Annotated in this window: 19 protein-coding genes; 3 read left to right on the forward strand and 16 right to left on the reverse strand. The window is 68.4% G+C overall.

The features are described from left to right. Nucleotides 1-281 precede the first annotated feature (281 nt). From AAF604_12985 to AAF604_12995, 3 genes are all read left to right on the forward strand, one after another. Complete coding sequence (locus AAF604_12985; GenBank protein ID MEM7050573.1) at nucleotides 282-2,144, forward strand: ABC transporter ATP-binding protein; 1,863 nt, start codon at nucleotides 282-284, stop codon at nucleotides 2,142-2,144. 58 nt (nucleotides 2,145-2,202) lie between these two features. Next, nucleotides 2,203-5,064, forward strand: coding sequence for a VWA domain-containing protein (locus AAF604_12990; protein MEM7050574.1), 2,862 nt, complete (start codon nucleotides 2,203-2,205; stop codon nucleotides 5,062-5,064). A 129-nt stretch (nucleotides 5,065-5,193) separates the two neighbouring features. Further along, nucleotides 5,194-6,249, forward strand: coding sequence for an alpha/beta hydrolase (locus tag AAF604_12995; protein MEM7050575.1), 1,056 nt, complete (start codon nucleotides 5,194-5,196; stop codon nucleotides 6,247-6,249). Here AAF604_12995 and AAF604_13000 read toward each other — a convergent pair. The 16 genes from AAF604_13000 to AAF604_13075 all read right to left on the reverse strand — a co-directional run bounded on the left by AAF604_13000 (nucleotide 6,243) and on the right by AAF604_13075 (nucleotide 24,145). Continuing rightward, nucleotides 6,243-7,466, reverse strand: coding sequence for an efflux RND transporter periplasmic adaptor subunit (locus tag AAF604_13000; GenBank protein MEM7050576.1), 1,224 nt, complete (start codon nucleotides 7,464-7,466; stop codon nucleotides 6,243-6,245). The two genes, AAF604_12995 and AAF604_13000, sit on opposite strands and share 7 nt — an antisense overlap. A gap of 45 nt (nucleotides 7,467-7,511) precedes the next feature. Continuing rightward, nucleotides 7,512-8,123, reverse strand: a complete 612-nt coding sequence (locus AAF604_13005) for a CIA30 family protein (protein ID MEM7050577.1) — start codon at nucleotides 8,121-8,123, stop codon at nucleotides 7,512-7,514. Between the two features lie 17 nt (nucleotides 8,124-8,140). After that, nucleotides 8,141-8,875, reverse strand: coding sequence for an ABC transporter permease (locus tag AAF604_13010; GenBank protein ID MEM7050578.1), 735 nt, complete (start codon nucleotides 8,873-8,875; stop codon nucleotides 8,141-8,143). Further along, complete coding sequence (locus AAF604_13015) at nucleotides 8,856-9,815, reverse strand: ABC transporter ATP-binding protein (protein ID MEM7050579.1); 960 nt, start codon at nucleotides 9,813-9,815, stop codon at nucleotides 8,856-8,858. The genes AAF604_13010 and AAF604_13015 overlap by 20 nt, the downstream gene beginning before the upstream one ends. Beyond that, nucleotides 9,812-10,630 carry a SagB/ThcOx family dehydrogenase gene (locus AAF604_13020; GenBank protein ID MEM7050580.1) on the reverse strand — a complete coding sequence of 273 codons (819 nt, stop codon included), beginning with the start codon at nucleotides 10,628-10,630 and terminating at the stop codon, nucleotides 9,812-9,814. Before AAF604_13020 ends, AAF604_13015 begins: the two co-directional genes overlap by 4 nt. A gap of 13 nt (nucleotides 10,631-10,643) precedes the next feature. Continuing rightward, nucleotides 10,644-12,056: a YcaO-like family protein gene (locus AAF604_13025; GenBank protein ID MEM7050581.1), complete on the reverse strand. Its 1,413-nt coding sequence runs from the start codon at nucleotides 12,054-12,056 to the stop codon at nucleotides 10,644-10,646. Then, nucleotides 12,046-13,071, reverse strand: a complete 1,026-nt coding sequence (locus AAF604_13030) for a TOMM precursor leader peptide-binding protein (GenBank protein MEM7050582.1) — start codon at nucleotides 13,069-13,071, stop codon at nucleotides 12,046-12,048. The genes AAF604_13025 and AAF604_13030 overlap by 11 nt, the downstream gene beginning before the upstream one ends. 154 nt (nucleotides 13,072-13,225) lie before the next feature. Continuing rightward, entirely contained in the window at nucleotides 13,226-13,390 is a 165-nt protein-coding gene (locus AAF604_13035; GenBank protein MEM7050583.1) for a hypothetical protein, read from the reverse strand. 209 nt (nucleotides 13,391-13,599) lie between these two features. Next, on the reverse strand, nucleotides 13,600-14,793 hold the full coding sequence (locus AAF604_13040) for an ABC transporter permease (protein ID MEM7050584.1): 1,194 nt from the start codon (nucleotides 14,791-14,793) through the stop codon (nucleotides 13,600-13,602). 1 nt (nucleotide 14,794) lies between these two features. Beyond that, the gene (locus AAF604_13045) at nucleotides 14,795-15,943 is read right to left on the reverse strand and encodes an FtsX-like permease family protein (protein MEM7050585.1); all 1,149 of its coding nucleotides are present in this window, start codon (nucleotides 15,941-15,943) and stop codon (nucleotides 14,795-14,797) included. Next, complete coding sequence (locus AAF604_13050) at nucleotides 15,940-16,629, reverse strand: ABC transporter ATP-binding protein (protein MEM7050586.1); 690 nt, start codon at nucleotides 16,627-16,629, stop codon at nucleotides 15,940-15,942. Before AAF604_13050 ends, AAF604_13045 begins: the two co-directional genes overlap by 4 nt. Nucleotides 16,630-16,638: 9 nt before the next feature. Beyond that, nucleotides 16,639-19,185 (reverse strand): zinc-dependent metalloprotease, encoded by a 2,547-nt coding sequence (locus tag AAF604_13055; GenBank protein ID MEM7050587.1) that lies wholly within the window; start codon nucleotides 19,183-19,185, stop codon nucleotides 16,639-16,641. A gap of 69 nt (nucleotides 19,186-19,254) precedes the next feature. Beyond that, the gene (locus tag AAF604_13060) at nucleotides 19,255-21,144 is read right to left on the reverse strand and encodes a CehA/McbA family metallohydrolase (protein MEM7050588.1); all 1,890 of its coding nucleotides are present in this window, start codon (nucleotides 21,142-21,144) and stop codon (nucleotides 19,255-19,257) included. Nucleotides 21,145-21,177: 33 nt separating this feature from the next. Next, complete coding sequence (locus AAF604_13065; GenBank protein MEM7050589.1) at nucleotides 21,178-21,948, reverse strand: hypothetical protein; 771 nt, start codon at nucleotides 21,946-21,948, stop codon at nucleotides 21,178-21,180. 13 nt (nucleotides 21,949-21,961) lie between these two features. Next, nucleotides 21,962-22,639, reverse strand: a complete 678-nt coding sequence (locus tag AAF604_13070) for a SatD family protein (protein MEM7050590.1) — start codon at nucleotides 22,637-22,639, stop codon at nucleotides 21,962-21,964. A 150-nt stretch (nucleotides 22,640-22,789) separates the two neighbouring features. After that, a complete protein-coding gene (locus tag AAF604_13075; GenBank protein MEM7050591.1) occupies nucleotides 22,790-24,145 on the reverse strand; it encodes a zinc metalloprotease in 1,356 nt (451 codons plus the stop codon). Between the last annotated feature and the right edge of the window lie 25 nt (nucleotides 24,146-24,170).

The following is a 24,170-nucleotide window of genomic DNA, read 5'->3' on the forward strand; positions in this document are numbered from 1 at the left end:
CATAACCGCAATCGCTGGCAGGTTGCGGTTATGATCGCTAGCAGGTTGCTGTACATCTCATCGGCAACCTGCTTCCGGGCCCGGAAGGGCTGGGCGCCCCCGGCCCAGCGGCGGCGGTGCCGCCGCGACGGGAGAGGAGGCCCACGAACCGCGCTTCGCGGGCCGGAGAGGGGCGCGTAGCCCCTCTCGGAAAAAACAGCTAGCAGCGCTGGAAAAGTCGCAAAGCGGACTTTTTCAGCAACCTGCTAGGTCGCACTGCTGACCTGCCGGGAGCCTCCCCCTTGTCCGGAGAATCGAAACAAAAGTCGACCCGCCATCGCCTGACCGATGGCTGGCGAGAAGCGCGTCAGATCCTGTGGGCTCGACGCGGGCGTCTCACGGTCGGTTTCATGCTGATGATCATCAGCCGCCTCGCCGGCTTGGTGCTGCCGGGCAGCTCGAAGATCCTCTTCGACGAGGTCGTCGGCGCCGGCCGCGCCGAGCTCCTGATGCCCCTGGCCGCCGCCGCCGGCATCGCCACGGTCGTCCAGGCCCTCACCTCCTTCGGCCTGTCGCAGCTCCTGGGGGTCGCCGCCCAGCGCTCCATCACCGACCTCCGGCGCCGCGTTCAGGAGCACGTCAACCGCCTGCCGGTGAGCTACTTCGACTCCACCAAGAGTGGTGTCCTGATCTCGCGCATCATGACCGACGCCGAGGGCATTCGGAATCTCGTCGGCACCGGCATCGTCCAGCTCATCGGCAGCCTGCTCACCGCCGCCGTGGCCTTTGTGGTGCTGTTCTGGCTCAACTGGCGCATGACCACCATCACCCTCGCCGTCCTGGTGATCTTCGGCGCCATCATGGGCTTCGCCTTCAGCCGCCTGCGGCCGCTCTTCCGCGAGCGCGGCAAGCTCAATGCCGAGGTCACCGGTCGCCTCTCGGAGGCCCTCGGCGGCATCCGCATCGTCAAGGTCTACACCGCCGAGAAGCGCGAGCAGCGCATCTTCGCCCGCGGCGTCCACGGTCTGCTGCGCAATGTCGCCAAGTCGGTCACCGCCGTCGCCGGCGTCGGCTCCCTCGCCAGCGTGCTGTTCGGCGGCGTCGGCGTCCTCATGATGGTCCTCGGCGGCCGCGCCATGCTCTCCGGCTCGATGACCCTCGGCGACTTCATCATGTACATCTTCTTCACCGGCATGATGGTCTCGCCGGTGGTCCAGATCGCCTCCATCGGCACCCAGCTCAGCGAAGCCTTCGCCGGCCTCGACCGCATCCGCGAGCTGATGGCGGTGCGTGCCGAAGACGCCGAGGACGGCCGACGCCAGGGCTTGCCGGAGGTGCGCGGCGACATCACCTTCGACGATGTCTCCTTCGAGTACGACGAGGGCGTCCCGGTGCTGCAGGAGATCGACTTCCACGCCCCGGCCGGCACCACCACCGCCCTGGTGGGCTCGAGCGGCTCCGGCAAGAGCACTCTGATCGGCCTGGTGACGGCCTTCTATCGGCCCCTCGGCGGCAGCGTTTCGGTGGACGGCCACGACCTCTCGGAAATCCGCCTCCACGAGTACCGCCGCCACCTCGGCGTCGTGCTGCAGGAGAACTTCCTGTTCGACGGCACCATCGCCGACAACATCGGCTACGGCCATCCGGGAGCCAGCCGCGAGGCCATCGAAGAGGCGGCGCGGGTGGCCCACTGCGACGACTTCGTGCGCGGCTTCGAAGACGGCTACGACACCGTCATCGGCGAACGCGGGGTCAAGCTCTCGGGCGGCCAGCGGCAACGCCTGGCGATCGCCCGGGCCATTCTGGCGGACCCGGCCATTCTGATCCTCGACGAAGCCACCTCGAGCCTCGACAGCGAGAGCGAAGGGCTGATCCAGGAAGCCCTCGGCCGGTTGCGCTCGGGCCGCACCACCTTCGTCATCGCCCACCGCCTCTCGACCATCCAGAGCGCCGACCAGATCCTGGTGATCGAAGGCGGACGCATCGTCGAGCGCGGCACCCACGAGGAGCTGCTGGCGGCGGCCGGCCGCTACCGCGAGCTCTACGACAAACAACACCGCTTCGAGACCAATCGCTTCATCAATCCCGGCGAGGACTTCACCCCCGAGCCCGAGAAGGAAGAGCCACCGGCCGCGCCGCGCAGCTCGATCCTGCGACCGGGCTGAGCCGCGCCGCCCGGCCGATGCCGCCGGCGGGCACGGGAGCTGCATGGGAAGCAACCCCATGAGAGCTCTCGCCGCCGCCCTCGGTCTCGTCCTCACCGTCTCCGTCGTCGCTCCGGCCCTCGGCCAGGTCCAGGTGGTGCTGCCGCGTGCCACCGAGCGCCTGGAAATCGCCGGCCAAGCTTGCCCCGAGCTGCGCCGGACGCCGGTGCGGGATTGGTTCACGGTGATCTACTTCGATCCCGCCATGCTGACCCCCGATGGCATGCGTCGGGCAGCTCTCGCCCTCGCCGACGAGGCCGATCGGCTGGCCGCCCGCGGCCCCGTCGAGGTCGTTCTCGTCGACCCCTATCCGACGCCTTACCTCGATGCCACCGGCGACGCGGCGGCGCTGCGCGAAGGGCTCGAGATCCTCGCCGAGGAGAGCGTGCTCGCCGGCGAGCGGGTCGAGATCCGCGACGAGCGGGCCGCCCTCGGCGACGGTGACTCCGCCCTTCACCAGCAGCTCGCCGGCGAGGAGCAGGCCCTCTGGCGGCGCTCGCGGTCAGCCCTGCTCGACTACCTGGCGATCTCGGCGGCGCGCGGGCCACGCGCGCTGCTGCTGATCGAGGACGGCTTCCCGACCCCAGCCGCCGAGCAACAAATCGCCGCCCACTGGGCCCGCAGCCTGGCCGCCGGCGGCTGGTCGACCCAGGCCGTCGCCCTGGGAGAAGTCCCGACAGCGCTCGCCCCCTCGACCGCGGACCTCGAAGCCCTCGCCGCCGAGAGCGGCGGCTCGGTAGCGACCACCGCGGCCGACCTCGAAGCCTGGCTGACCGCCAGCACCGACTACGACCTGGTGACCTGCGATCTCGCCAGCGAAGACGGTCGACCGGTGACCGTCGGCGCCGTACCGCTTGCGGGAAGCCCACGCTGGACCACCGCCGGGAGCCCGCGCAGCGTCTCCGAGCGGCGCGCCCGGCAGGCCCTCGAGGGCTCCCTCCGAGGAGCCGGCCGCGGCGAGACGCGGCTCCTCCTGAGCGGCGCCCTGCGAGTCGACCGAGAGCAGCGATCGGCCAGCGCTTCCGATCGCCTCGAGGTCTCCCTGCTGTGGTCGAATGCTGCCCCGGAGAGGGAGGAGTCCGAAGCCCTCCGGCCGGGCGCCGCCACCACCGCCCGTCTCACCCTGGTCGCCGAGCGTCTCGATGCCGAGCCCTTCGTTCTCCACGAGGTACACGCCATCGCCGAGCGCTCCGTCGGCACCGACTGGCTGTTCCAGCGGACTCTGTCCGTTTCCGAGGACGTTCGCGTCGTCGCCGTGGTCCTCGAAGACCTCACCAGCGGCGCCTGGGGAGCTCTCAAGCTGCCCTTCGTCAACTCGCCCTTCGCAGCTCCCGTCGGACGCAGCGTGATCACCGCCGGTGAACCGCTGGGATCGGGCACCCTTCAGCCACCGACGGCGGCGGCCGGCGGCGCAGCCGGCACCGCGCCGACGGCGGCGGCTTCGGCGACGGCCACCGAGAGTGACATCGCAGACCGCGTCATCGTTCTCCTGCCGCCCCGGCGAGCCGGGGCCGGCCGCTTTTCAGGGGCAGTGTCCGGCGCCATCAAGGGTCGGATTCGGCTCGAAACGCTGGCCACCAGCGACGCCATCGGTCGCGCCGTCTTCTACCTCGACGACCGCGAGGTGGGACGCGACGAGAAGGCGCCCTTTTCGACCGTCGTGGACCTCGGGGACGAGGCTGTTCCGATGACCCTCAAGGTGGTCGCCGAGACCGTCGGAGGTCGCCCCCTCGCCGAGCACGCCATCGAGATCAACCGCGGCGCCCGCCCCTTCCGGGTGCGCTTCGCCGCTCTCGAAGGCGAGCCGGCAGCGGGCTCGGTGCGGGTGACGGCGGAGGTCCAGGTGCCGCCTCGCCGCCAGCTCGCCCGCGCCGAGCTCTATCGCAACCTGGAGCTGATCGAGACCTTTCCCGCCGCCGAGCTGCAGGACGGCACCCTCGCCGCCGAGGTCGCGACCCCACAGGTACGCCCTGAGGACTACCTGCGAGTGGTCGCCTACCTCGACGACGGCCAGTTCCTGGAAGACGTCGTCCTGCTGTCGGCGCCCGCCCTCTCGGACCGCGTCGACGTCAATCTGGTGGAGATCTACGCCGTCGTCTCGGACCGCGACGGCACCCCGGTTCAAGGCCTTTCCGCCGCCGATTTCGCGGTCGAGCGCAAGGGCGAAACGCTGACCATCGATCGCTTCCAGGTCGCCGACGAGGTGCCGCTGATCATCGGTCTGCTGATCGACACCTCGGAGAGCATGTGGGGCCTGATGCCGGACACCAAAAAGGCCGCCGCCCGCTTCCTGACCGAGACCCTCGCCCCCAGCGACGGCGCCTTCCTGGTCTCCTTCGATGATCGTCCGCGATTGGTCCACGGCGTCAGCCAGGACGTCTTCGACCTGCTGCGCAGCTTCGCCGTGCTCAATCCCGGCGGCAGCACCGCACTCTACGACTCGATCGTCTTTTCCCTCGCTCAGATCGAGGGCAATGCCGGCCGTCGCGCCCTGGTGCTGCTCACCGATGGTCAGGACGCCGGCAGCCGCTTCGGCCACCGGCGCGCCATCGAGCTGGCGCGCAAGCAGGGGGTTCCGATCTATATCCTGTCCCTCGCCGGCCTGGGCAGCGCCAGCCTCGGCGGCCGCCCTGTTCGGCCCTTCCACTACTCGGACCTCGAAGCGGTCACCGCCCGCACCGGCGGCCGCCTGTTCGACATCGACCGCATCGAGCAGCTCGGCGAGGCCTATGCCCAGATCAACGCCGAGCTGCGCAACCAGTACATCCTCGGTCTGAACACCGAAAAGCCCCTCTCGGCTGAAGAGCTCGGAGAAATCGAGGTCGCCGTCGAGGGTCGCGGCCGCCGAGTACGCGCCGCCATCGGATCCAGCGACCGGTGATGTGCGCGCAAGACTAGGCAATGGTCTGGCCGCGGCCCAAAGGGATTAGATTGAGGCCTGCGATGCAGCCCATGGCTTCGCTGGGTCGGGTCCGTGAGGCGAGCTCTCGAACGCTCCAGAGGTGGCCCCATGGCAGATCGAAAGTCGCGGTTCCGGCGTTGGCTACGCACCCTCCTCATCATCGTCGCCGTCTTGGCGATCGTCTACCCGCTGAGCTTCTTCCTTCGCAGGTCGTGGATCGTCCATCAGCTCGCCTCCAGCAGCCGGTTGGCCAACACGCCCCGCGGGCCCGTCGAGTACCTGGAAGGCGGGCGCGGCCCCGCCACTTTGCTGATCCTCCACGGCACCCCCGGTGGCTACGATGAAGGACTGTTGCTGGCGCAGTGGATCCGCGCCGAGAGGTCTTTCCGCTTCATCGCCCCCTCCCGACCCGGATACCTCCGCACGCCGGTCGAAGTCGGCTCGAGCCCTGCCGAAGCGGCGGCGGCGATGATCGCTCTGCTCGACACCCTCGGCGCCACCCGCAGCTCGGTCCTCGCCTGGTCCGGCGCTGGACCGACGGCCCTCGAGCTCGCCGGCCGATACCCGCAACGCATCAGCGCCCTGGTCCTGCTTTCGACTCGGGTTCGCGGTGACGACAAGTATCGCTTCGCCGACCCGTCGGATCGCGGCACGCCGATCGCTGCGGAATCGCTGAGACCAGACACCGGGATCTTCGGCCCCGATGCCAAGGGGTACCTCGGCGCTGTGATGTTTCGGCTGCTGCCGAATCGCTTCTTCGAACGCTACTTCCCCGCCGAGACCCGCAGCATGGGGCTCGCCGTCGAGCGACTACGCCAGCTGAGGACCGTGACCAGCCCGCCGAGCCGCCGCTACCCCGGAAAGGCCAACGACCAGTGGCAGTTCGCATCGCTCGATCCCGAGCCCAGGATGGACGTGCGCGTGCCAACGCTGATCGTCCACAGCCCTGGCGACGAAGCGGTCGATATCTCTCACGCCTACTGGGCCCGGGATCAGATTCCCGGCGCCGAGCTGCTGGAGGTCGAGTCCGAATCCCACTTCACCACCCTCAACCCCGCCTCGACCCGGATCGTCATGGAGTTCCTGCAGGCTCACGCCGAGGGTGACCCGGTCCTGCCGAACCGGCCGCAGCCCGCTCGCCCGGACCTCGGAGGCCCTCAGTAGCGGACCGCGACGCCGTCGGTGAGCTCGCTCGGAGCCTCGAGAACGACCGTCTCGGCGGGCTCCAAGCCCTCGAGCACGTCGACCCGGCCGCTGCGCTCGCTGCCCAGGGTGACCGGCCGGCGGCGCGCCACGCCGTCCGCGACGACGAACACGACGCTCTCGCCGTCGACGCGGCGCACTGCTCGGCGATCGAGCCAACGACGAGTCGGCTCGGCCGCCAACGCCGGCTCCTCGGCGGCACTCTCGAGGAAGGCCACCTTGACCCCCATCTCCGGCAGGATGCGGGGATCGAGCTCGTCGAAGGCGATCCGCACCCGCACCGTGGCGCGCTGCCGATCCGCCGTAGGCACGGTGGTAATCACCGAGGCCGGGATCGACCACTCCGGATAGGCGTTGAGAATCGCACGCACCGGCTGCGCCGGCCGCACCCGGTTGATGAAGGCCTCATTGACGTCGACCTCGATCTCGAGGGACGACATGTCGACCAGCGTGCAGATGCCGGTGCGGGTGAAGCCACCGCCGGCGGACACCGGCGAGATCATCTCGCCCGGCTGGGCGTCCTTGGTCACCACGATGCCGTCGAAGGGCGCCCGCACCACCGTGTCGTCGAGGCTTTGGCGATCCACCGCCACGCGGCGCTCGGCGACGGCGATCTGCTCGCGGCCGAGGGCGAGGCGCGCCTCGAGAGCATCGACCGCGGCGATATCGGCGTCGAGGTCCGACTGGCTGACGATCTCGCGCTCCGCCAGCGAGCGCGACCGCGCCAGGGTGCGCCGGGCGTCGGCGAGCAGCACGTCGGTCTCGGCGACGGCGCTGCGCGCCGATTCGACCTCCGCTTCGGCGAGGCGCAGGCGGCGCTCGGGGCTGGCCGGATCGAGGCGCGCCAACACCTGGCCTTGCTTCACCGCCAACCCTTCGTCGACCAGCACCTCGACGATCTTGCCGGTGATCTTCGACGACACCGTCGCCCGTCGCCGGGCCACCACGTAGCCGGAGGCATCGAGCACTGCCGCCGACGGGCGGCCCGCGCCTTCCACCGCGAGGGCCGTGGTGGTCACCTCGACGGCTCGAGGCCGCAGCCACCACCAGGCCACGGCGAGGGCGAGCACCAGCAGGAGCAGGGCGAGGCCCAGCCGCAGACCACGGCCGCCACCGTCGCCGCGGCGATCCTGGTCATCGATGCGCAGGTCGCTCAGCTTGTCGGCTTGATCGTTCAAGGTCTCTCCTCACCCTTCCCGCGGTCTGAACCGGAGGCGACGACCTCAGGAGCCGTCGAGCTCGCGAACGAACCGAATGTCGTCGATCTCGAAGGCGAAGGAGCCCACCGAGTTGCTCTGGAAACCGAAGCCCCAGAGATCTTCCGCCCCCCAGGGCACGCGCTGACCCCAAAACGCCGACTGTCGCAGGTCGGCGAACGGAATCGTCACCTCACTCCATTCGCTGCGCGCCACGAAACGGTGGCGGAAATCGTTGTGATCCTCGACCGCCTGGCGGTAGACCGCCACCTCGTAGAGGTTGCCATCGCCCCGCACCCTGAACCTCAAGGCGCGGTAAGCGCCGAGATCCCGCGGCTCGCGGTCCTTCGGTCCCAGCGCGGTGACGCCGCCGGCGAAGGGGAACGAGAAGCCCGCCTTGACCTCACCCTGGATCGCAAGGGCCTTGCCGCCGTCGGTGGCGACCACCGAGACCTCGACCTCGGAAACTCCCTCGACCACCTGATCGGTCAGCGGGAGCCAGCGGCGCCCGAGCAGGGACTCGAGATCGCCGTCTTCGAAATCGTCGACCCACAGCTCACCAGCGGTCTTCTCCTCGGCGACCGCCGGGACGGCGCCGAGGCACGACAGGATCAAGAGCAGGGAGAGAAAGCGTGCCATCACAGGCGGCGAATCTATCAGGATCGCCGACGCAGCAGATAGGCCGCACCGACTCCGCAGACCACCGTCCAGAGGAGCAGAATGGTGAGGTTCCAGAGCACCGATGGCGCTTCCCCCCAGCCGAGTGCCTCGGGCCGAATCAGCTGCACCAGGAAGGTCAGCGGAAAGGCCAACGAGACGGTGTTCACCCACGGCAGCTCGGACTGGTAGAAAACGCCGCTGGTGAACAGCATCGGCAGAAAGATCAGGTTGATGGTGCTGGAGATCGACTGCGGGGTGCGCACCAGGCAGGCCAGCAGTCCGCCGAGGGCGGCGAAGGTCACGGCGCCGAGGAGAGCGTAGAGGAAGAGCACCAGCAAATTGCCGCGGACGCGAAAGTCGAATACCAGGTAGGCCACCAGCAGCAACATGGCGGCCACCGCCAGGATGCGCACGATGCGGCTCAAGGCGACGCCGGTGAGGTAGAGGCTCACCGGAATCGGCGACACTCGCAGGCTGCGCAGGGTACCCCCCAGGCGCATCGTGCCGAGGGTGCTGCCGGCCGCCTGCATGGCGCTCGAGGAGAGAAACAGGGTGAGCAGGCCGGTGACCAGAAACCCCATGTACTCGGGATCGCCGCCGCGAATGAAGCCGAGCAGGAGCAGGAGAATACTCGGCAGGAGGAAGTTGTAGACCAGAACCTCCGGCACCCGGAAGCTCCACAGAAGCTCGAGGCCGGTGATGCGCAGCAGATTAGGCAGAGCGCGCGACATGACTGCTCCTTCCGGTGAGCTTGAAGAAGACATCGCGCAGCGAAACGTCGGCCATCTGGATCTGCACCAGGTCGCCGCGAATCGGCAGGCTCCGCAGCAGCTCCTCGGGCTGGTCGTGGTAGAGGACCGTCTCGCTGCCGAAGACCATCACGTGGCGACGATCGATGCCGCCTCTGGCGAACAGCACTCGCGGCTCGACGCCGCGCAGGACGAGCTTGCGGCGCGGGCCGATGGCCTCGCGGCAGAGCTGCTCCGGCGAGCCACAGGCCACCACCCGGCCATCGTGCAGGATGCAGACCCGATCCGCCTGCTGCTCCGCTTCGACCATGTCGTGGGTGGAAAAGAACAGCGTGCTGTCGCCGGCCGCCCGGCGGAGGATCTCCCACAGACGGCTCTGGGCCTTGGGGTCGAGGCCGGAGCTCGGTTCGTCGAGGAAGATCAGCTCCGGCTCTCCGAGCAAGGCGAGCAGCAGCGAAAGCCGCTGGCGCTGCCCCTTCGACAGGTAGCGCACGTAGTTCTCGGTGTCGAGCTGGAAGGCCTCGATCAGGGTCTGTGGGTCGAGGCCCCCGCGGTGGAAGCCCTGGTGCATCCAGATCACCTCCTTCACCTTGGCGAAGAAGGGGAAGGCGAAGCTCTCGAGCTGGACACCGCGACGCGCCTTGAGGGCGCCATCGGCGGGGTCCCGGCCGAGCACCCAGGCGCGACCAGAGTTGGGGGTCTTGAGGCCGGTGAGGATGTCGAGCAAAGTGGTCTTGCCGGTGCCATTGGGTCCCAACAGGGCGAAGGCCTCGCCCGGCTCGACGCGGAAGGAGACCTGGCTCAGGACCGCCTTCTTGCCGTAGCCCTTGGTCAACCCCTCGGCGGCGATGGCAGCGCTGGTCGGGTCCTGCGGGACGATCGCGGCGGGCTCCTCGACGCGTTCCTCGAGGTCGGCGATCACGGCGTCGGTCGTCCCAGGATCATCGGCAACAAGGCCGCCTCGGTAAGGCCGTCGAGGCCGAGCAGGGCATTGAGCTGGTCATCGAGAAACCCTCCCATCAGGCAGCCGCCCCAGCCCATCTCGGTGGCCACCAGGCCGAGATTCTGAGCCACTGCGCCGGCCTCCATCAGGATCATCCGGTAGCCGCGGTCTTGATACTTGAAGGTCGAGCGCGAGAAGAACCCGCTGATCACGATGAGCGCCGAGGCGGTGTCGGTGGTCACCCCTTCGAGCAGCACGTACTCCTCCACTTGCGAGCGGAAATCGCCGCTGCGCAGCAAGTGGAGACGGTGATCCTCGGGGCCGTAGTGATAGATGCCGGCCTCGAGGTCCGCTCCAGAGAGCACGATGGTGTAGATCTCGAGCGGAAAGAGGGCCCCACCGGAGGCCACCGCCCGAAAGTAGCCCGGCTTGTCGGTGCGCCCGTAAGCGAAGTGCAGCAACCGACCGAGATCGTCCCGCGAGATCGCCTCCGAACGATAAGTGCGCACCGATCGCCGCGCTTCGATGGCCTGCTCGAGGCCGCTCTCCGCCGCCACCGGCGCCAGCTCGCAGGGCCGGCTCAGGGAATAGACCTTGTAGGGCTGAGAGATGGTCTGCACCATCTCCGGGTTGCGCGTGATGGCCGCGATGCGCTCGCCATACGAGCGCGTGTTGGCGGCGTGCAGCTTGGTGTTCTCGTGAAACAGCTCGCTGAGCGACGACTCGGTGACCAACGAGGAGACCTGCCGGTGATCGACCAGGTCGGTGAGGGCGGTCCATTCATCCTTGCGCATGGTGAGCTCTGCCTCAGGGAAAAGGATGGGGATAGGGGTTGATACCGGCCGTCGGATCCCAGCCGAAGCGCTGCCAGTCGAGGTCCCGAGGGATCGATTCGAGGCGCTGCTGGCCCAAGAAGGGCATGTTGTGGTCGCCGTGCAGGGGCACCAGTCCGGGCACGATCACCCGCACCACGTGGAAGCCGACCTCGGCGATATCGGGAGTCGTGATGTCCGCCACCACCACCTCGTAGCCGGCCTTGGCGAGCAGGCCGACGGTGCGCTCGAGATCCCCCAACGGGCGGCCGGTGGCGAGCTCCGGCAGGTCCGAAAGGACCACCCGGCGGTCGACCTCGCGGCAGAAACGGAAGGCCTCTTCCTTGAGCTCCGGACGCTTGATGTAGAGCAGCGAGTGCTCCTCGAAGTTGCGCAGGTCGGAGAAGTCCTCCGCCGGCTCCCAGTCGGCCAGGCGGTCGAGCTGAAAACGGAAGTAGGGCAACGCCTGGCTCGACTCGACCAGGGTCTTGTACACCGCGTCCCGGGCCGACAGGCGAGAAGCGCTGCCGACGCACAGCACGGTGCCGTACTCGGCCGGCCGGGTCAGGATGGTGAGCACCGAGGGAACACCGAGATCGAGGCTGACGTCGTAAACGGCGAGGTCGACGTCCGGGTGATCCGGGTAGTACCTCTCCCGCACCAGCCGGTCGATGGCCTCATCGTCGATCTCGATGCGCGGCCCCATGTGACGCTGCAGCCAGTGGATGGTGAAGGCATCGCGCTCGATCACCTCGTAGAGGCCGGAGAGAATGGCCTCCTCGAGGGTGCCACCGGCGGACAGACCGCTCGAGGCGTTGCGCCCGGTGACCGCCTCGCCGTCGCGATACTCGAATCCCAGATAGACCAGCGTCGCCGGCACCAGCTTGGGCCGGTTCTCGGTCAGGGACCAGCCCCAGACCCACGACACCGGGGCGTCCTCGTCGAAATAGTCGGCGCGATAGCGCGGCGGCGGATTCTCCACCTGCGGGCGTGAGAACAGCCGCAGAAGCTCCGGCGCCACGGCATCGGCGGCGACCTCGCGATGGGGCGCGAAGATCATCTCGTCGCGGTCGTAGAACAGCATGCAGTAGCGCTCCGCCGCCTCGCCGATGGAGGCCGCCAGAGCGACCTCGAAGGTCGCTCCACCACCGCCGGACTTGATGCCGGAGTTGCCGCGCGAGGAGAAGCGCGAGGTGTCGCAGGCCGAGACGCCGAGGGAGAAACAGCGCGTATCCCCCTGGCGAAAGGCCCCGGGACCGACATGACGAATCAAGCCGGTACGCGAGGAGATCAAGCGCTTGCCCTTGCGCACCGTCTCGAAGGGGTCGCTCCAATCGACATCTCGCAGCTCGAAGGTCTGCCGCAGGTGGCGCGGCTCCCGCGGCTCGACGGCCGACCTACTTGCCATAGGTGACCTCTTTCCAGGGATGGGCCTCGGGGGTGAGCGGGTGGCAGAAAGCACAACGCGGCAAGCGCAGCACCTCGTGAGGCTCGGCTCGCCAGCGACCGAGCTCGAAGGTCAGGTAGCGGCCGGCCAGCTCGACGGCGGCGAAGTCGGTCAAGAACTTCACGACCTCGGTGGCGGCGATGCCGGCAACGGCCTCGAAGAAGGGCTGCAGGCCGCCGCAGCGGGCCCCACCCTGACCGATCTCACGCAACCGCTCGGCCAAGGCGCGGTGCTCGTCGAAGGAGCCGCGATGGCTCGCCTCGCGGGCCTCCAAGCACTGCAAGCAGGCGGTGCTGCCGGGCAGGAAGAAGGGACCGATGGCCGCCTCCCGCAAGCTCAGGATGCGCACCAACAACCAAGGGAAGCGCCGCTCCAGGGCGAAGCCGTTGATTGCCTCGACGAGCTCCGGATCGAAGCCTTCCTGGGTCACCAGCACCAGCTCTTGCGAGTCCTTCGGCAAGCCCTCTCCGGCCAACAGCGCCGGACGCCCGCCGCCGGCAAGCTCGAGGCGACGCACGCCGCCGATGCCGGCCCCTTCGAGCTGGCGCCCGAGGGCGCCGGCCAGGGCGCCCTCCCCGACCAGCGTCACGGTGGATTCGATCAGGCGCCGTTGGTGCCCCGCCCCGCCTTGATCGGAGAAGCGCGAGAAGAACGAGATCTGGTGCGAGAAGCGCTCCTCCACCTCGGCCGGTAGGCGGGCCCCATCGCCTTCCTCGAGCAGACCGCGCTGGGCCAGACCGACGATCAGTTGGTCGACCTCGCCGGCGGTGATGCCCTGCTCGGCCACCGCTTGCTGGATCTCGGGACGCGAGCGCTCGCCGGTGAGATGAGGCAGCACCGCCCCGAAGACGGCCAGGGCACGCTCGTTCTTGAGATCGAGGCGCCAGAGCTCGTGTTCACCGCCGCGCAGTCCCCAGGCGGTGCTCGAGATGGGAAAAATGGTGAGATAGGTCTTCAGCCTGGGTTTGTCGAGCATCGTCCGCCCCGTCCCTGCAACCTTCGGTCAGCGATTGAGAGGGTGGCCACCCGCGGTGTCACCACGCTCTCGGCAGAGTCGAAAAAGGCCAGTCCCCGCGACTCGGCCGGGCCGAGCCGTCACGCCTTCAAATCGAGAATTCTGCGGTCTAGCTTTAACGCTCCGCCGCTGGCTCGACGTCGCAGCAACATCCACAGCAGTTGCAGCAGGCGCCGCCGGTGGCGGTCAGATCGAAAGAAACGTCGGCCGGGAAGTCCTCCAGAGGGGTGACCTCGAAGAGAGAGTCCTGATCCACAGCACCATTGAAGAGATCGACCATTGCAGCCTCCTTTGTTCTCAAAGGGTTGAAAATGCGAAACCTACTCCGGGGACTGGCCGAATCCCCTGATGGTGACCCCGGGAGGAACGGAGTAACTACTCCGAGACTGGCAAATTCAGATCGGCGAGGCGCCGACGACGAGGCGAGACGATGCAGGGTGCGGCCCGCGAATAGCTGCTGCTGCCGGGCGCCCCACGGGCACCGGCGGCTCAGAGCTCGCGCAGGGCGACGGACACCGGCAGGCGGGCCGCCCGCACCGCCGGGAAGAAGCCACCGACGAAGCCCATCATCAGAGCGTAGACGATGCCGGCGACCATCAGCGGCGGGGTCACCGCGAAGGCGAAGGCAACCTGGGAGAAGGTCTGGAAGTTCAGGGTCGCGGCCTGGAAACCGTTGAACAGGAGATAGGCCAGGGCCGCCCCCAAAACCCCGCCGCAGCCGGCGAGGAAGAGAGCCTCGGCCAGCACCGACACCACCACCGGTAGCGAGCCGAAGCCAAGGGCGCGCAGGGTGGCGATTTCGCGCGTGCGCGAGGACACCGCCGCGTAGAGTGTGTTGAGGGCGCCGAAGACGGCGCCGAAGCCCATCAACAGCGCCACCAGGGATCCCAGGCCGCGGATGATCGCGGTCATCACCGTCGACTGCTCCTGGTAGTAGTCGGTCTCCCGGATTACCTTGACGTTGAGCCGCGGGTCCGCCTCGAGCCCCTGCTGGAAGCTCTCGAAGGCGGCTGGCGATTCGAGCTTGGCGTGCACCGACTGGAAGGAGGTGCCGCGCTGGTAGGCGGGCTGCAGGACGCGGGCGTCGCACCAGACCTCGGAGTCCTCGGCGGTGCCGCCGGCTTCGAAGATGCCGACCACCTGCCAGTCGATGTCGCTCCAGCGCACCGTCGACCCGAGGGTCAGGCCGGCGAACTCCTCAGAGGCGGCGCGGCCGACGATCAGCTCGTTGCGCCCCTCCTCGAAGAAGCGCCCATCGACCAGCTCGAACTCCTTGCGCACCGCGAAGGCCGCCGGCTCGACGCCACGCAGGGGCACGTTGGCGCCGGTGCCGGTCGAGCGCTTGGGCTGATCGACGACCACGAAGAGCTCGCCGGAGGCGATCGGTCGACCGTCGCCATCACGGCGCACGGCCGGCTGATCGACGATGATCTGGACCGACTCGAGGGACAGCCCGCTGACCATCTCGGAGGTCGCCCCGGAGCGCATCACCAGGACGTTGGAATCATCGCCGGTGCGCGCCAGGGTGGCCTGGAAGCCAGAGGCGATGGAGAGCACCCCGACCAACACCATGACGACGCCGCCGACGCCGACGATGGTGACCAGCGAAGATCCCACCCGCTGGGGCAAGCTGCGCAGACTGAAGGTGGTCACGGCGACCACCTGGGAGATCCAAGAAAACACCTCAGGCCCGCCTCAGTGCATCCACGACCTTGAGCCGCAGGGCCTGCAGCGCCGGCGCCGCGCCGGTGATCAGACCGAGGCCGAGCACCATCGCGATGCCCAGCACCAGGGCATTGTTGGGCATGTAGAGGGTGGGCAAGAAAGCTCCGCCGAGGTCGAAGTTTCGGCTCAGGTAATAGATCAATCCGAGGCCGGCGCCACCACCGAGCAGGGCGAGGAGGCTCGACTCGAGAAGGACCAAGGCCATCACCTTGCCATCGCCGAAGCCGAGGGTCTTGAGCACTCCGATCTCGTGGATACGCTCGCGCACCGACTGCGCCATGGCGCTGCCGGCCACCAGCAGCAAGGTGAAGAAGACCACCGCCGCGACCCCGGTGACGATGGCGCCGATGTTGCCGGTCTGGTTGGCGAAGGCCTGGACGAAGGCCTTCTCGGTGGAGGTCTTGGTCTCCGCCGACGAGTTCGCGAACAGCTTGTCGAGGTTCTCGGCGATGGCGGCGGCGCGGTCCGGCTCGGCGACCTCGATGATGTACATGCCGACGGCGCCGAGCATTCCCATGCGCTCTTCGAGGTAGTCGTAGTGGAACAGGAAGAGGCTGTCGTCGGCGGTGCTGTCGGCACCTTCGTAGATGCCCTCGATGACGAACTCCCAGTAGGGGTCGTCCGGGGGCCGATAGATGGTGCCCTCGAAGGTCACTCGATCCCCGACCTGCCAGTCGAAGCGCTTGGCCGTCGCGCGGCCGACGATGGCGCCGCCGCGGTTGTCGAACCAGGCCTGGCGACGCTCCTCCGGCAAGATGAACTCGGGATAGATGGCGAGATAGGCCTCCGGATCGACGGCGAACTGCGACATCTGGTTCTTGGGATCCTGGTAGATCCCGCCGAACCAGCTCGCCTGACTGACCTTCGCCACGCCGTCCTGGCCCTCGATGCGGTAGCGGTAGGCGAGGGGCAAGGGCTGGATGATCGACACCTTGTTGAGCATCACCAGCCGCTCCAGGCCATTGATCTCGATTCCGGCACCGAAGGCCACCTTGATCGCCGTCAGCAAGCCGTAGAGGAAGAAAGCGACGAAGATCGACAGCACCGTCAGGCCGGTGCGCACTTTCTTGCGCGTCAGGTTGCGCCAGACGAGGTGGAGATACTTCACGCCACCGCCTCCTGAGCCAGCTTGCCCTGCTCGAGATGAACCGTCCGCTGGGCGCGCTCCGCCGCTCGCGGGTCGTGGGTCACCATCACGATGGTCTTGCCGAACTCGCCATTGAGGCGCTCGAGGAGATCGAGAATCTCGTCGCCGGCAACGCGATCGAGGTCACCGGTGGGCTCGTCCGCCAGGATCAGGGTGGGGTCGGTGACGATGGCGCGGGCGATCGACACCCGCTGCTCCTGGCCGCCCGAAAGCTGGCGCGGATAGTGTTTGGCGCGGTCCGCCAACCCGACCACCTCGAGGGCGGTGCGGGCGCGCTGGCGACGCTCGGCCTTGCCCAAGCGGGTGAGCAACAGCGGCAGCTCGACATTGCGCTCCGCGGTGAGCACCGGGATCAGGTTGTAGAGCTGAAAGATGAACCCGACGTGGCGCCCCCGCCAGCGCGTCAGGCGCGCGTTCGAGGCGCGGTCGATGCGCTCCTCCCCCACCTGGATGGTGCCGGAGGTCGGGCGGTCGAGACCGCCGATCAAATTGAGCAACGTCGTCTTGCCGGAGCCGGAAGGCCCCATCAAAGCGACGAAGTCGCCGGCGTCGATGTCGGCCGTCAGGTGGTCGAGGACCTGAACCCGCTCGCTTCCCCGGCGATAGACCTTGGAGACTTCCCGCAACTGCACCAGTGGATTGGACATTGCGGCGGATTATAGCGGAGCGTCGAAGGCTCCCCCACAGAAGTCGTGCGCCCCACCGATGGGGCTCCCGGGAGGCGGCACCGGTGCTGCCGGCACCGCCATCGACGGCAGCTCGCGACGCTCCAGGAAGCGGCCGATCTCGCGCCCCAGGAAAGCATTCTGGGGGCTCACCGGCTGGCGCCGGCCGGGCGGTTTCCGCAGCTCCCGGCGCAGCTCCTCGAGTTGGTCCTCGACTCGCCGCCGCACCTCCACCGCCACTGCCTCGTCGTGGGCCAGGCGGATCAGGCCCTGCACCACCAACCACTGCACCCGGTGCTCGATGGCGAGCTGCCGCGGCGAGCTCGCCGAGGCCTGCGGAAAGGCGACCGCCGAGAGCTCGTCCAGCACTTCTTCGAGGCCGGGCAAGGCGGGGTTGCGGCGATGCTGCTCGACCAGACGCAGGGCACGGGTGGGCTCGAGCACCTGGTCGAGGGTCAGGCCGGCGGCGGTGGCGGCGGCAGCGAGGGGGTCGAAGAGGCGGCCGAGATCGCCCTGGAACTGCTCTCGGTTGGCATCGAACCCGGCCGGCCGCGGCGGCAGCACGGCGAGCACGTGCTCACCGATGTCGAGCTCCGCCGCCCGCAGGGTCGAGAGCACGACCTCGAGGGCCCTGCGCTGATCTTCCCCGGGCACCGCCCGCACCGCCGTTTGACCATCACCCCGCAGGGCATAGCGGTAGTCGACGCCGGCGAGCACCTTGGCGGCGGCGGCGAGCTGGAAGCGGTGATGCAGGTAGACGGTGGCGAGGACCTCTTCCAGCAGGGCGAGCGGCCGCCCCGGCGCCAACCGATCGGCACCGAAGTCGGCGAGGGCGATGCGGCGCACCGCCAGCGCCCGTTCGAGGGTCGCCACCGGATCCTCGCCGTCATCCCAAAGGCTGGCCCGGGGATGGAAGGATCCGCCGCGGGCATCCTCGTCGCTCAAGAACAGCAGGCCCCGCTCCTCGGCCTCGGTGACGCAGCGAGCGAGCATCTCCGCCTCCCCCTCCCCCGCCGCCGGCTCGCCATAGGCACAGGCCACGGCGTGCTTGTCCCAGCTGCCGATGCCGACGCCATAGACCTGCGAGAAGTCGAGCTCGCCGGCCGCCGTCACCCCGACCCGCGGTGGCGGATAGTCCATCACCGAGGCGCGATCGTCATAGCTGCTGGCGGCGAAGTTGTGGGCCAGTCCGAGGGCGTGTCCGACCTCGTGGGCGGCGAGCTGGCGGATTCGAGCCAACGCCATCTCAACCGGATCGTCGGGCGCTCCGCTGCCGGTCTTCGCCACCCCGGCGAGGCCTTCGAAGAGCAGCCGGTCTTGGCGCACCCGCAGGGAACCGAGCCAGACGTGCCCCTTGATCATCTCGCCGGTGCGCGGATCGATCAGGCCGCCGCCATAGGACCAACCGCGGGTCGAGCGGTGCACCCACTGAATGACGTTGTAGCGCACGTCGAGGGGATGCATGTCCGGCGGCATGACCTCGACTCGAAAGGCGTCCTCGAAGCCCGCCGCGGCAAAGGCTTCACGCCACCAGGAGGCGCCCTCGACAAGGGCGCTGCGCACCGGCTCCGGCACCCCGGAGTCGACATAGAAGACGATCGGCTCGGTCACCGGCGAGGCGGCAGCCCCGGGATCGACCTTCTCGAGGCGGTGACGCACCGCCCAACGGCGAATCAAGGGCTCGTCGAGGGGCGCCGCATAGTCCTGGAAGGAGATTTCGTAGGAACCCAGCCGGGGGTCGAAGGGGCGCGGGCGATAGTCGTCATCGGGCAGCCGCACCAAGCTCTGGTGCTGGACCAGGGTCACCGCCTCCGGCGCCGGCACGGTGGCCGAAACCAGATCGCCGGGCGCGCTCGAAGTGAAGGTGAGCCGCGCCTCGAGCACCAGATTGTCGGGAAAGGCGAGGCAGTTGTCGGCATCGACGGCGCTGCGCTCGAGGTCGAGGACGAAAGCGCCTTCCTGGCGTTCGCTCAACCGCGCCACCACCTGGTGGGCGTCGCGCAACGCGAAGGAAGTGATGTCGACGAGCGCCGTGCCGTCGGCGTCGAGGGCGGCGACGGGGCCGGCCCAAAGGACCGAAGGAGCGAACGACTCGCGCACCGCGCGGCGCTCCTCGGGATCTTCCGACAGGGCGCGAAAGCGTAGGTTCTCTTCCTCGATCAGGAGACGCCCGCCGAGGCGCCGGAGCTGGACCACCCGGCCGTCGCCGAGCTGGCCGCGGTCGAGACCGATGGGATTCGACCCCAGCCCCGTGAGCAGGGCCTCGAAGTACAGGTAACGACCCGCCACCCCGCGGTCATCGGCCGGCGGTACCCGCAGCCAGACGGCTCCCGCCGCCTCATCGACGAACAGGTCCAGCAGCCCCGAGCGCTCTTCGAGTCCGGCCGCTTCGATCTTCTCCTGCACGGTCGGCAGACCCTGATCTTTCTCGCCCTCGGCCCGAGCCGGAAGGACCGCGACCAGCCAGGCGAGGCAGAGCAACAGCAACGGTAGGGCCCGCCATCCCTTGGCGAGGGAGGTCTCAGGGAAACTGGTCAAGGGCTTTCTCATGGCTTCTTCCAAAGGTTCGTCGAAGTTCGAGGGGATCTCGGTGCGAGGGTCGCCACCTCAGGAGATGAAGATCGGGCTCGAGAAGGCCAGGCCACCATCGACCTGCACCACTCTCACATAGACGTACTCGCCGGAACGCAGTCCCGGCAGCGGCAGCGCGGCGCTGGCCTGCCGCCGGCCCTGCCCGGGCAGGGAGGTCACCACCTCTCCGCTGCGCACGATGTCGACCCGCTCGACCACCGCCGCCGCCACCAGGGAGATTTCGAGACGGCCATCGCCGGCCTCGGCCTCACCTCCCATCGGCACCTCGCCGAGGTGGACCTCGAGCACGATGCGCGGCCCGCTGGTGGCATAGACGCGGCGCTGACGCAGCGCCTCGAGCACGCCCTGACGGGTGCGGTCGGCGGTGAGCAGGGCCACCAAGCCGCCGGTGCGAGAGACCAGGTGGGAGTGACCGGGATGGCCATCGTGACCATCGCCGCTGCCGATCAGGCCGAGACGGTAGCCGCGGTCGAGGGCGTCGCGCACCCAGTTGCCGGCCACCGGGTCATAGATCGGTGCCGGCGTATCGGCGGCCTCGCTACTGCCGTGGACGGAGACCACCTCGGTGACCGGCTCGAGCTCCGCATCGGGCGGCACCGTCCAGTCGGTGGCGACCGGGCCACCGGCACTGTGGTGCGCCACCGTCAGGGCGTCCTGACCGCGCAGTCCCTGCCACAGCTCCTGAGGGGTGTCGTAGGCCTCGTCGACGGCGCTCAGGATCGAACCCTCGTCACCGAAGTAGAGGACGTGGCGATGGCCGTAGATCCAGCTCGTCCACTCGTAGCCCAACAGCGTGACGAATCGTCCGGGATCGTGGAAGGCGGCGACCTGGCGCTCGATCTCCTGCCAGAGGTCCGGGCGCTGATCGAGAAAAGGCAGACCCCAGTGATCGTGGTCGGTGAGGGACACGACGTCGAGGGCGGCGACGTCGCGGGCATAACGGAAATAGTCCTCGGGGGTGCCAGTGCCATCGGAAAAGGCCGAATGGCCGTGCAGGTCGCCCCACAGAAGGGCCGGCGCCCGCTCCGCCACCCACAGCGGGTTGCTCCACGCCTCGACACCGTTCGAGGCCACCGCCCGCAGCCGATGGACCCCCGGCTGGCGAGCCGCCAGGGTCACCCGACGGCTGCCCCCGGCGAGCTCCAGGGGCTCTCCCGGGAGCTCCAGGCCCGGGGCTTCGCTGGTCAGCGTCACGGTGACGCCGGCGGCTTCGGTGGCGTTGCCGACGGCGTCGAGCCAGGCCAGCGAAAGGCTGACCTCGGCGCCGGGAGGAGCCGTCGATGGCAAGACCACCGCCAGCCTCACCGGCGGCCCCGCCAGCACGTCGACTCCAGGAGCATCTCGGATCCACTGACGGACGCCGTCGCCGTCGCCGTCGACGGCGATCCAGAAGCGCGACTCGCGCTCCGCGTAGGTGTCCGCCCGCAGCCCGGCGGGGCCGGCGCCGAGGTCGAAGCGCAGGCGCTCGCCGGCCCCCAAGGGACGCCCGCCGACGGTCACCGCGAGGAGCTGGGGGCCGAGGGTCCGAGGGCTCAGCTCGACGCCTTCGGCAGAGGTGGTGACGCGGCTGTAGCCGGGCGCCTCCGGCACCTCGACCTGGGGCGTCCCCCAACCCCAAAAGGGCGATACCTGGAGGAAGACCATGCCGCCGACGGCGACCCCCTCGGGTCCCGCTTCGTAGTGCAGCTGCCAGCGTCCCGAGTCCCCGGCTCGCACCGCCGTCGCCTCCTCCAGCCAGGCCCGACCACCGCCATCGGAAGAATGACGCGGGGCCTCGAGGTCCGCCGTCAGCTCGGCGGCGACGTCCAGGCGGGCGGTCTCCGGCGGCGCCACCGGCGTGGTGGGCTCAGCGCAGGACCAGGTGATGATCGCCAGCAGAGCGGCGAAGGGCAGAATCTTCAACACCGGCGAGCCTATCGGAAGCGCTGGCGAAAAGCCTCAGGGCCCCACCGCGAGCCAGATCGGCAGACGAGCCAGGGCAAGGCCTCCGGCGGCCGCCAGGGCGACGCTCAGCAGGGTTCCGATCAGGAAGTACTCGGCGAAGCCACGATCGCGGCCGTGCTCCTTGAGCTCCGGGAAGCGAAAGACCGACTTGGCGGCCAGCACCAAGCCGAAGGTGGCCGGCCAATCGGCGACCACCGCCGTCAACAGCAAGAAGCGCTCGAGCCAGCCGATGTAGCGTCCCGCCAGGATCAGGCCCCGGCCTTCGGCCGTGGGCAGGTCGAGCTGGGCGGCGAAAGGGGCCAAGACGAGGGCGATCAAGTGTCCCCCACCGAAGATCACCAAGGCATAGATGGCGGCCGCCAGCAGAAGAGCCGGACCCTGATCACGACTGAGGGCGAGAAGCTCCGCCAGGCGGTCGCCCGGGGCACTGTCGAGCATCAGGGCGCTCACCAGCACCAGGACACCATGGACCGACTGGACGAGCAGGAAGGCCCGTGGACCGGTCTTCGCCAGCCGACGGCGCGACACCAGATCGACCACCGCGTGTGCGCCGACGGCGGTGAGCAGCACGAGCTGAAAACGCAGCAGTCGGGGATCGTTGGCGGTGAACAGCGTCAGGACGAGGACGCTGAGCAGAAAACGCAGGAGCGCCGCACCGGCGACGCCGCGCAGACCGTTCGAAGGCGTGGCCGAGGGGCGCAGAAAGGCCACCATCCCGTGGACCAGGAGTAGCGCCAGGAAGTCGACCACGGTGACGGGCATCATGGCCGCGAGTTTCTCAGGTCGACGCCTGCGAGCGCCAGCGCCGATGCCAGTCGGCGAGCAGCTCGACCAGCGAGTCCCGCACCTCGATCATCTGCCAGTAGGCGCCGCGACGCAGATTGCGGCTGACAGTCGAAGGGCCCGCCAAACCGAGCCGCCGGGCCGCCTCCTCGCCATCGGCTGCGGCGCTCCAGGCGAGGATCGTCTCCCATTGGCGGCGACTGGTCTTGGCGGCCAGGGAGTCGTGCAAACCGTAGATCAGGTTGACCATCCGATCGAGCGCTCCATCGGGGCTACCGAAGCGGGTGCGAGTGGGGATCTTGCCAGTGGGTCCTGACAGGGCCTCGAGGGCGTTGCGGGCCCGCTCGAAGGCCGGCCCCGTCGCCGACAGGTTGAGCGATTCGGCAGAGCTGCGCTGCACCTCGCCGACGCCGAGCCCGATGCGCAGCTCGAGGGGCTGAAAACGCAGCCGCAGATCGAACACCATTCGAGGCAGATGCTGGGGACCGCTCGCAAGACCTTGGAACTCGTCCCAGGCGGTGACCGCATAGGGCGCTTCGATCCAGCCCTCTCGGCGGTGGTCGGTCGAGGCAGCGGCCAGCACGCGCTCGCGCACGGCGGCGAAGTCGCTCGCCCGACGCGAGGCGACGACGTCGGCGATGAGGACACCACGGACGGCGTTTCTTGCACCCATGGGTGCCATCATAAGAAATTGCACACCAGAGTGCAAATATACAAAATTGCACCATCCGATGCAATTACTCCCAAACCTCTCGACCCAAACAAAGAGCCCGCTCCGCCGAAGCGAAGCGGGCTTTCGTCCAACAACGAGCTAGCGGAGCTTCTACGGACGATCGAGGTAGAAGTCGTAGGAGCCGCTGCCGCTGTAGGAAACCACGCGCCAGTAGTAGTAACCGCGCGCGCCGTTGTAGGTGATCTGCTCCGACGACGTGCTGCTGACCGACTGGGCGACCCGCGTCCAGCGGCCGGTCCAGCGGTAGAGCTCGAGATCGAAGTCGGCCGAGCCCGGACCCTCGAGCCAACCCTGATGGGTGCCGGCGGCCGAGAAGTACCAGGTGCCGTTGGGCTGGGCATCGGCGTCGCCGGTGCCGGTCAGGTTGCCGCTGTACTGCTCGCAGTTGGTGCACGGCGCGCCACCACCGGGACCGCCGGTACCGCCCACCAGGGTGCTGCGGTAGTTGATCAGCGAGCAACGCATGCGGTTGGTCTGCTGACCGGTGAAGCGATCCATGCAGGTGTCCTGCGTGTAGTTCATGTAGTTCTCGATCGGATCACGACTGCTGCAGCTACTGGCGTTCGGGCAGTTGTAGTTCGGCGCGCTCTGACGCTCCGTGTCGGCGAGCAAGTCACCGGTGGTGAACGGCGAGCTGGCCGAGCCACAGCCACTCTGGAAGGTGTGGAACAGACCGAGGTAGTGACCGACCTCGTGGGTCGCCGTACGACCCTGGTTGTAGATACCACCGCCCGGGGAGTTGCGTCCGACGGACGAGTACAGCAACACCACGCCGTCATTGACGCTGCCCGCGTCCTGCTGCGGGAAGGTGGCATAGCCGAGGTTGCCGGCGGCATCGTTGGTGTAGATGTTGAGGTAGCGGGTGGTATCCCAGCGCAGCGCCTGCTTCATGTCGTTGAAGGCGCCCGGACCAGGGTCCGTGAAGTAGGCGTTGCTGGTCACCCGATTGATGCCCGACGTGGCATTGCCGTTGGGATCCGTGCTGGCGAGCACGAACTGGATCTTGGTGTCCGTCCCTGGGCCACCGGGGGTGCCGGCGAGGGCGCGAAAATCCTCATTCAGGATGTCGACCTGGCTGGTGATCAAGGTGTTCGCGATGTTGCCCGTGCCGTTGGTGCGGGAAATAATGTGGAACACCACCGGAATGGTGTAGGTGTCCCCGTTGGACGGGTCGTACTCGGACTGGATGGTGGTCGAGCTGAAGGAGCAATCCGACGGCTGAGCCAACAAAATCCGCTCCTCGAGGGCGGTCAAGTCCTGGCTGGCGCAACGGTGGCCGCCACGCTTGAACTGCTCGGAGAGCTGGAACTCCAGCATATCCCCGTAGTACTGGCCTTTCACCTCGACGCTGCCATCTTCCCCGATCTTGAAATCACTCTTGTCGGCCAACGCCGCGCCGGCGAGCAACAGCGAAACGGCCACTAAAGAAATGCACTTGAGTCGCATGAACAAATTCCTCCTGGGTGGTTCC

Source organism: Acidobacteriota bacterium (assembly GCA_039028635.1).
Taxonomy (GTDB): Bacteria; Acidobacteriota; Thermoanaerobaculia; order Multivoradales; family JBCCEF01; genus JBCCEF01.

Bases quoted from the DNA above. Each gene is read 5' to 3' on its own strand.
- AAF604_12990 (MEM7050574.1), top strand. From the start codon at position 2,203: ATGAGAGCTCTCGCCGCCGCCCTCGGTCTCGTCCTCACCGTCTCCGTC.
- AAF604_12995 (MEM7050575.1), top strand. From the start codon at position 5,194: ATGGCAGATCGAAAGTCGCGGTTCCGGCGTTGGCTACGCACCCTCCTC.
- AAF604_13005 (MEM7050577.1), bottom strand. From the start codon at position 8,123: ATGGCACGCTTTCTCTCCCTGCTCTTGATCCTGTCGTGCCTCGGCGCC.
- AAF604_13010 (MEM7050578.1), bottom strand. From the start codon at position 8,875: ATGTCGCGCGCTCTGCCTAATCTGCTGCGCATCACCGGCCTCGAGCTT.
- AAF604_13020 (MEM7050580.1), bottom strand. From the start codon at position 10,630: ATGCGCAAGGATGAATGGACCGCCCTCACCGACCTGGTCGATCACCGG.
- AAF604_13025 (MEM7050581.1), bottom strand. From the start codon at position 12,056: ATGGCAAGTAGGTCGGCCGTCGAGCCGCGGGAGCCGCGCCACCTGCGG.
- AAF604_13030 (MEM7050582.1), bottom strand. From the start codon at position 13,071: ATGCTCGACAAACCCAGGCTGAAGACCTATCTCACCATTTTTCCCATC.
- AAF604_13035 (MEM7050583.1), bottom strand. From the start codon at position 13,390: ATGGTCGATCTCTTCAATGGTGCTGTGGATCAGGACTCTCTCTTCGAG.
- AAF604_13050 (MEM7050586.1), bottom strand. From the start codon at position 16,629: ATGTCCAATCCACTGGTGCAGTTGCGGGAAGTCTCCAAGGTCTATCGC.
- AAF604_13065 (MEM7050589.1), bottom strand. From the start codon at position 21,948: ATGATGCCCGTCACCGTGGTCGACTTCCTGGCGCTACTCCTGGTCCAC.
- AAF604_13070 (MEM7050590.1), bottom strand. From the start codon at position 22,639: ATGGGTGCAAGAAACGCCGTCCGTGGTGTCCTCATCGCCGACGTCGTC.
- AAF604_13075 (MEM7050591.1), bottom strand. From the start codon at position 24,145: ATGCGACTCAAGTGCATTTCTTTAGTGGCCGTTTCGCTGTTGCTCGCC.